Genomic DNA, 6484 nt, shown 5'->3' on the forward strand with positions numbered 1-6484 from the left:
CAACGGCCTGAAGAAGGCCGGCGCCGACGCCTTCATCTATATCGGCGGCAACGACACGTCGGGTACCCAGCAGATCCTGACCGACGCCGCCGGCGGCTCAATTGCCTTTGTTCATGCGCCAAAAACCATCGACAATGATCTCGAGGAAAACGACCACACGCCGGGCTTTATTTCGGCGGCCGAGTTCGTCGCCGGCGCCTTCCTGTCCGTCGATCTCGATTTTCGCGCGCTGCCCGGCATCTATGTCGGCATCGTCATGGGCCGGCATGCGGGCTTCCTGACCGCGGCTGCCGCTGCCTGGCAGCTCGACCCCGACAGCGGCCCTCATCTCGTCTACGTGCCCGAGCGGCCGTTCTCGGCCGCTGGCTTCATCGACGACGTGCGTGCCACGCTCGATCGCCACAAGCGCTGCATCGTCGCCGTTTCGGAAGGCGTCAGCACCGCCGACGGCAAGGCATTGGTCGAAAGCCTGGTGCCGCCGGACAAGCTTGAGCGCGACGCGCATGGCAACGTCAAGCTGTCGGGCAGCGACCTGCCGGCCGCACTCGAGCGCGCGTTGGCGGAAGGCCTGCCCGGCAAGCGTGCCCGCGTCGACGCGCTCGGCTACATGCCGCGCGGCTATATCGGCGCCATCAGCGCGGTCGACGCGCAGGAGGCTTTCGATGCCGGCGCTTTCGCGGTCACCGTCGCCGAACAGGGCGGCGGCTCGGTGGCGCTGCAATATGACGGCACCAGAACGGTGCTGAAGAAAGTGCCGCTCAAGAACGTCGCCGGCAAGACCCGCCACATGCCTGACGATTTCATGAAGCCCGACGTCAATCAGCTGTCGGATGCCGGCATGGCCTATCTCAAGCGGCTGGTGCCGGAAAAGTACAAGGTCGGGAAGCCCTTCGTCTGATGCCGGGCTCACACCTGATGCCCGGCTCACTTCGTATGCCGGACTCACACTTGATGCCGAGCTGGTTCAGCAGGAGCGTGGTCGACGGCAAGACGACGATGCTGACCGAGCCCTTCGTGCATGCCTATGTTCGGGCCAATATCTGGCATCTGCGCGGTCGCGATGCCGACCTGCTCGTCGACACCGGTATGGGCATCTGTCCGCTGGCGCCGCAGATCGAGACGCCGCAGGGCAAGCCGTTGCTGGTCGTTGCCACCCACATCCATCTCGACCACGTCGGCTCGCTGCATGAATTCCCGTTGCGGGCCGGGCCAAGAATGAGCGCGGCTCGGTTCGAGACCATGGATGAGGCCGCGACTTACGCCTACATGTTCCACGACCTCGAGGGTGCCGTCTCGAAACTGCCGGCGTCCGGATGGAAGTCGGCCGACTACAGGATCCCGCCCGCGCCGTTGACGCGAACCCTGGACGAGGGCGATGTCGTCGATCTTGGCGACCGGCAATTTCGCGTGCTGCATTTGCCGGGCCATTCACCGGATTCGATCGCGCTGTTCGACGAGGCCGACGGACTGTTCTTCAGCGGCGATGCCATCTACGACGCCATGCTGATAGACGACCTGCCGGATTCCGACCGGGCCGCCTATATCAGTACGATGCGGCGCCTGCTCGACCTGCCGATCCGTATCGGTCATGGAGGACACGGACCGAGCTTCGACGGCAAGCGCATGCGCGAGATTGCTACGGCCTATCTCGGACGAATCGCCGGTGGCTGAGGCTCCAGCGAGGCAGCAAGGCGCGACCCGACGACTTTGTGACCCTGCCGCCGTGCGGATATTAAATCTTCGTAAGGTCGCCCGAAAACCCTAAATCGGGCCAATCCGCGCCCTAGATGCAAGGCCGTCGATCCGGTTGGCTGCCATGTAGGCGAGACGGGCAATTGCAACCTCGACACGCCGATGACCGATTTCCCGCATGGGAGGCCACGGCGCTGGATCAACTCTCGCCCGGACAAACGACCATGTCAGATATCCTTCGTAGGCATCGCGTCGCGGCCTTGCTGGGCGCTGCGCTGATCATATCCCCCTTCGTCATGTCTTTCGCCCAAAGCGCGGGCAACACCGTTCCGACGACCCAGACACCTGTTGCCGGCATCACTGCGCCCAATGGCTCGTTCGCACCCATCGTTGCCGCCGACAAGCCGGCGGTGGTGACGGTCACCACGGTCATGAAGGCACAGCCTGAAACGATGAGCGATGCCTCTCCTTTCGACGGCGGCTCGCCTTTCGACGACTATTTCCGCCAGTTCTTCGGTGACCAGGGCATGCCGACGCCCAAGACGCCGCCGCAACAGCAACCGCAGCGCGCCGAGGCGCTGGGTTCCGGCTTCATCGTCGCCTCCGACGGCACCATCGTCACCAACAATCACGTCATCGATGGGGCCTCTTCGATCAAGGTGACGCTCGACGACGGCACCGAACTTCCGGCCAAGCTCATCGGCCGCGATGCCAAGAACGATCTCGCCGTGCTGAAGATCAAGTCGGACAAACCCCTGCCGACCGTCAAATGGGGCGATTCCGACAAGCTTATGCCAGGCGACCAGGTGCTGGCCTTCGGCAACCCGTTCGGCATCGGCACCACCGTCACGGCAGGTATCGTCTCGGCGCGCGGCCGTGACCTGCATAGCGGGCCGTTCGACGATTTCATCCAGATCGACGCGCCGATCAACCACGGCAATTCCGGCGGCCCGCTGGTGGATGTCGCGGGCAATGTCGTCGGCATCAACACGGCGATCTATTCGCCCAATGGCGGCAGCGTCGGCGTCGGCTTTGCCATTCCGTCGGACCAGGCCCAGAAGGTGGTGGCCAAGCTGATGAAGGGCGGCTCCATCCAGTACGGCTATCTCGGCGTTCAGATCCAGGAGGTGACACCGGATGTCGCGAGCGCCATCGGGCTCGACCATCCCGGCGGCGCGCTGGTTTCAGAGGTCAATGACGGCTCGCCGGCGGCCAAGGCCGGCATCGAGACGGGCGACGTCATCACCAGCTTTGCCGGGCAGGACGTGAAGGACCCCAAGGACCTGTCGCGGGCGGTCGCCGATGTCGCGCCGGGCGCCATGGAAACGGTCGACGTCTGGCGCAAAGGCAAGCCGATGCGGATTTCCGTCGATGTCGGCCAGAACAGCGCCGATGCGAAGACCGCGTCGCTGGATGACGGGTCCGACACGCCCAGCGCCGGGCGCGCTCCGGCGATAGGGCTCGGCTTGATGGATATAACGCCCGACATTCGCCAGCAGATGAACCTAGCCGGCAAGCAGCACGGCGCGGTGGTTGCCAGCGTCAATCCCGACAAAGCCGCCGCCGCTTCCGGAATACAGGCCGGCGACATCATCGTTGCCGTCAATCAGGTGCCGGTTAAGAACGCCAGGCAGGTAACCCAGGCAATCGCGCAAGCCGGCAAGTCTGGCCGCAAGTCGGTGCTGTTGCTGGTCGAGCGTGGCGACGCTCAGATCTACATCGCGGTGCCTTTTGCCAATGGCTGAGTAATGGCCTTGACGTGAACGGGACCGGCAGGGTTCGTCGGCGACGATCCCCTCCGGCCTCCGGCCGTCAAGATTTTGGTTGCCCGCCACGACATCTTCGAGAACATTGCATCAGGCTGATGTCGGCCCGATGCAGGAGATTGCCGCGATGGTCACCCGAGGTTTCTCTTCAGGACGGCGCCCGCCAACCGATGACGATGCCCGCATCCCGCCCGGCCAATATCTGGAACAGGGTTTTCCGGTGCTGTCGGCCGGTCCGACGCCGCGCGTGCGCACCGAGGATTGGTTTTTCACGCTGAAACATGGGCCACGGCCGATCAAGAAATGGAACTGGGCCGAGTTCAACGCGCTGCCGCTGACCAAGATGACGCGCGATATCCATTGCGTGACCGCATGGACCAAGTTCGACACGCCGTGGCAGGGCGTGCTGGTCGACGATATCCTTGCCGACGCGGGTGTGGAGCCGCCGACCGGCTTCACGCTGGCGCACGCGTTCGACGGTTACACCACCAATGTGCCGGTCAAGGATCTCACCGCCGGCAAGGCCATGGTCGCGCTGCTCTACGAAGGCAAGCCGATCACGCCGGATCATGGCGGCCCGGCAAGGCTGCTGGTGCCGCATCTCTATTTCTGGAAGTCGGCCAAATGGCTGAACGGCCTGCAATTCACCTCGCGCGACGAGCCCGGTTTCTGGGAATTGCGCGGCTACCATATCTATGGCGACCCATGGCGCGAGCAACGCTACACGAACGATCCATGAGCGATACGGCGGCAGTGCAGTCGCCCTGGCAAACAGCCGGCATCGTCCGCATCGAAAAGCGCACGCCGCGTGTCACCAGCTTCTTTTTTCAGCCGTCTCGGCCCTTCGCCTATCGCGCCGGGCAGCATGTCGACGTCAGGCTGACGGCGCCGGACGGCTATCAGGCGCGCCGCTCCTATTCCATCGCCTCCGCGCCCGAAACGAATGGCGCAATCGAACTGGCGATCGAAAAACTCGACGATGGCGAGGTTTCGCCCTTCTTCCACGAGGTCGCGGCAATTGGCGACGAAATCGAACTGCGCGGGCCGCTTGGCGGGCATTTCGTCTGGCCGAAGGATGAGAGTGGGCCGCTTGTGATGGTCGGCGGCGGTTCGGGCGTCGTGCCCTTGATGTCGATGATCCGCCACCGCGCCGCACGGAATTCAGCGGTGCCCGTCGTCCTGGTCTTTTCGGTCCGGGTCTGGGACGAAGTGATCTTTCGTGACGAGCTGATCGCCCTCGACGAGCGTCAGGACGGCTTCGAGCTGGTGCTGACACTGACCCGCGAAGCCGCACGCCGCCCGGCCGACTATGCGCGGCGGGTGGACGTCGCGATGATGGCGCAAGCCATGGCGCGGCTGCCCGAGCCGCCCGGTCTCGCCTTCGTCTGCGGCTCCAATGCCTTCGTTTCCGCGGCAGCCCAGGCGCTGATCGATGCCGGCGTTGCAGCCGAAATCATCCGCACCGAACGCTACGGAGTTTGAGCGGACGCCGCCTTGCGAGAAAGGTTCGTCGGATTCGCCTTCAGCCGATCGGCAAGAAACCCGCCGACAGCAACTGGAAAGGCAAGGCGCCATAGGCGGCCACCGTGGCCGCGTCGTTCCACTCGCGAAACTGTCGCGATGGTCGCGCCTCGAGCGTCAAGGCAACTCGCGCGCCGTCGAGCGTCACCTTGCCGCGAAAATGCAGCACGCGTTCCCTGCCGGATCGGCTGATAGCCACGGCACGCAGGCGAGCGATATGCTCGCCACCGTCATTGATCTCCATTTCGATGCGGCGCCGGACCGGCGGAACGCCGATCCTGACGGTGATGTCGAGCATCATGTCGCCGGTCGTTTGCGGACAGGCGATGGCCTGCGAAAACACCAGAGGCTCCGATGCGGCTTGCGGCTTGCCCGCGGCCGGTCTCCCGCGCCAGGGTTTGGCGGGCGGCTCCTGCTGCAACCGGCCCTTCTTCCGCTTCAGGCGCAACTGCTTGGCAAGGCCGCGCGACAGCCAGACCAGGCCGCCGAAATCCGTGCGCGGCTTGGCTTGCAGAACCGACGACCAACGCGACAGGCCAGCCCGGTCGGCCATCTCGAAGATTCTGGCCATTGTCCGTTCCGGCACCGGAATGCCGATCTCGAACGCCAGATAGGATAACGCCACCGCCGCTGGAACCGCCAGGCCGCGTCTTCCGACGATGTCGAGGAACATCCCCCAATCGACGTCTTCGGCATGGATGGCGACCGCGCAGTCGACAAGCCAGTCGCTGTGGGTGTGGGCGTCGAGGCCGCCATGGGCGATGGCCAGTGCCATGCGATCGGCCGGCGATGGCACGAAGACCGCGACGCCGCTGAATTGTGCCGGGACCGCCCGTTGCCAGATCGCCAGGTCGTCTTCCGCGCTCGTCTGCGACCCATCATAGCCGAGCTGGTGCAGGTCGATGTCGCCGAAACGGCCCTTGAAGAAGTTCATCGACCGCAGCGACGCCAACCGGGTTCGCAGATATTGCGCGCTGACGCCCGAGGCGATCTGCCAGTCGCGGTCGCGCAAGATGTCGAAGACGGCAGCCATGTCGCGCGGGCGCACCAGTATGTCGATGTCATGCGCCACCCGACCACGCTGCGCCGACGCGTTCAAGGCAATGCGGCTGGCGCCCTTGATCAGCATGATGTCGGCGCCGCCGTCGGCCATCGCCTTCAGCGTCGGCTCGGCCTCGCGCATCGCCATGCGCGACTTCGTCCACAGCATCTTCTGCAGGCCGACGAGGCGCGGGTGCGCGGTATGCCCGGCCAGTTTTCTGCCGAACCTGTCGGAGATGGCGGCGAGCAGACGATGTTCTCGAAACGAGACGAGGTCGATGTCGTTCTCGTCGAGCCAGCGCGCGGCGCAGGCAGCGGCTGCGTCCTCATCGGAGAGCAGCGCCGCCTTCAGCAACAGGTCCAACTGGCCGGTGGGCCACGACCAGCCATAGTCCGGGAAGCGGCGGCTGATGCGGCGAACAGGCCTGGCGTTCAACTGGAGCCCGCCTTGTTCTGGGCCCGCC

Annotated in this window: 6 protein-coding genes; 5 read left to right on the plus strand and 1 reads right to left on the minus strand. The window is 64.8% G+C overall.

Going from position 1 to position 6484, the window contains the following annotated elements:
* The 5 genes from EOA22_RS21120 to EOA22_RS21140 all read left to right on the plus strand — a co-directional run.
* Positions 1-898: diphosphate--fructose-6-phosphate 1-phosphotransferase (locus EOA22_RS21120; RefSeq protein WP_127390200.1), on the plus strand; the 898-nt coding region annotated here is incomplete at its 5' end.
* Between the two features lie 53 nt (positions 899-951).
* A complete protein-coding gene (locus EOA22_RS21125) occupies positions 952-1671 on the plus strand; it encodes an MBL fold metallo-hydrolase (RefSeq protein ID WP_063170437.1) in 720 nt (239 codons plus the stop codon).
* 245 nt (positions 1672-1916) lie between these two features.
* A complete protein-coding gene (locus EOA22_RS21130) occupies positions 1917-3437 on the plus strand; it encodes a DegQ family serine endoprotease (protein ID WP_063169804.1) in 1521 nt (506 codons plus the stop codon).
* A 148-nt stretch (positions 3438-3585) separates the two neighbouring features.
* Positions 3586-4197 (plus strand): molybdopterin-dependent oxidoreductase, encoded by a 612-nt coding sequence (locus EOA22_RS21135; RefSeq protein ID WP_063170438.1) that lies wholly within the window; start codon positions 3586-3588, stop codon positions 4195-4197.
* Positions 4194-4940: an FAD-binding oxidoreductase gene (locus EOA22_RS21140; RefSeq protein ID WP_013528277.1), complete on the plus strand. Its 747-nt coding sequence runs from the start codon at positions 4194-4196 to the stop codon at positions 4938-4940. The genes EOA22_RS21135 and EOA22_RS21140 overlap by 4 nt, the downstream gene beginning before the upstream one ends.
* Positions 4941-4980: 40 nt before the next feature.
* On the opposite strand, the gene EOA22_RS21145 is transcribed toward EOA22_RS21140, so the two are convergent.
* Entirely contained in the window at positions 4981-6456 is a 1476-nt protein-coding gene (locus tag EOA22_RS21145) for a nucleotidyltransferase family protein (protein WP_063169805.1), read from the minus strand.
* Between the last annotated feature and the right edge of the window lie 28 nt (positions 6457-6484).

The organism is Mesorhizobium sp. M7A.F.Ca.US.014.04.1.1, assembly GCF_003998745.1.
Classification (GTDB): Bacteria; Pseudomonadota; Alphaproteobacteria; order Rhizobiales; family Rhizobiaceae; genus Mesorhizobium; species Mesorhizobium ciceri.

What these genes read in the sequence shown, in the direction of transcription:
- EOA22_RS21125 (WP_063170437.1), top strand. Translation starts at nt 952, where the DNA reads ATGCCGAGCTGGTTCAGCAGGAGCGTGGTCGACGGCAAGACGACGATG.
- EOA22_RS21130 (WP_063169804.1), top strand. Translation starts at nt 1,917, where the DNA reads ATGTCAGATATCCTTCGTAGGCATCGCGTCGCGGCCTTGCTGGGCGCT.
- EOA22_RS21140 (WP_013528277.1), top strand. Translation starts at nt 4,194, where the DNA reads ATGAGCGATACGGCGGCAGTGCAGTCGCCCTGGCAAACAGCCGGCATC.
- EOA22_RS21135 (WP_063170438.1), top strand. Translation starts at nt 3,586, where the DNA reads ATGGTCACCCGAGGTTTCTCTTCAGGACGGCGCCCGCCAACCGATGAC.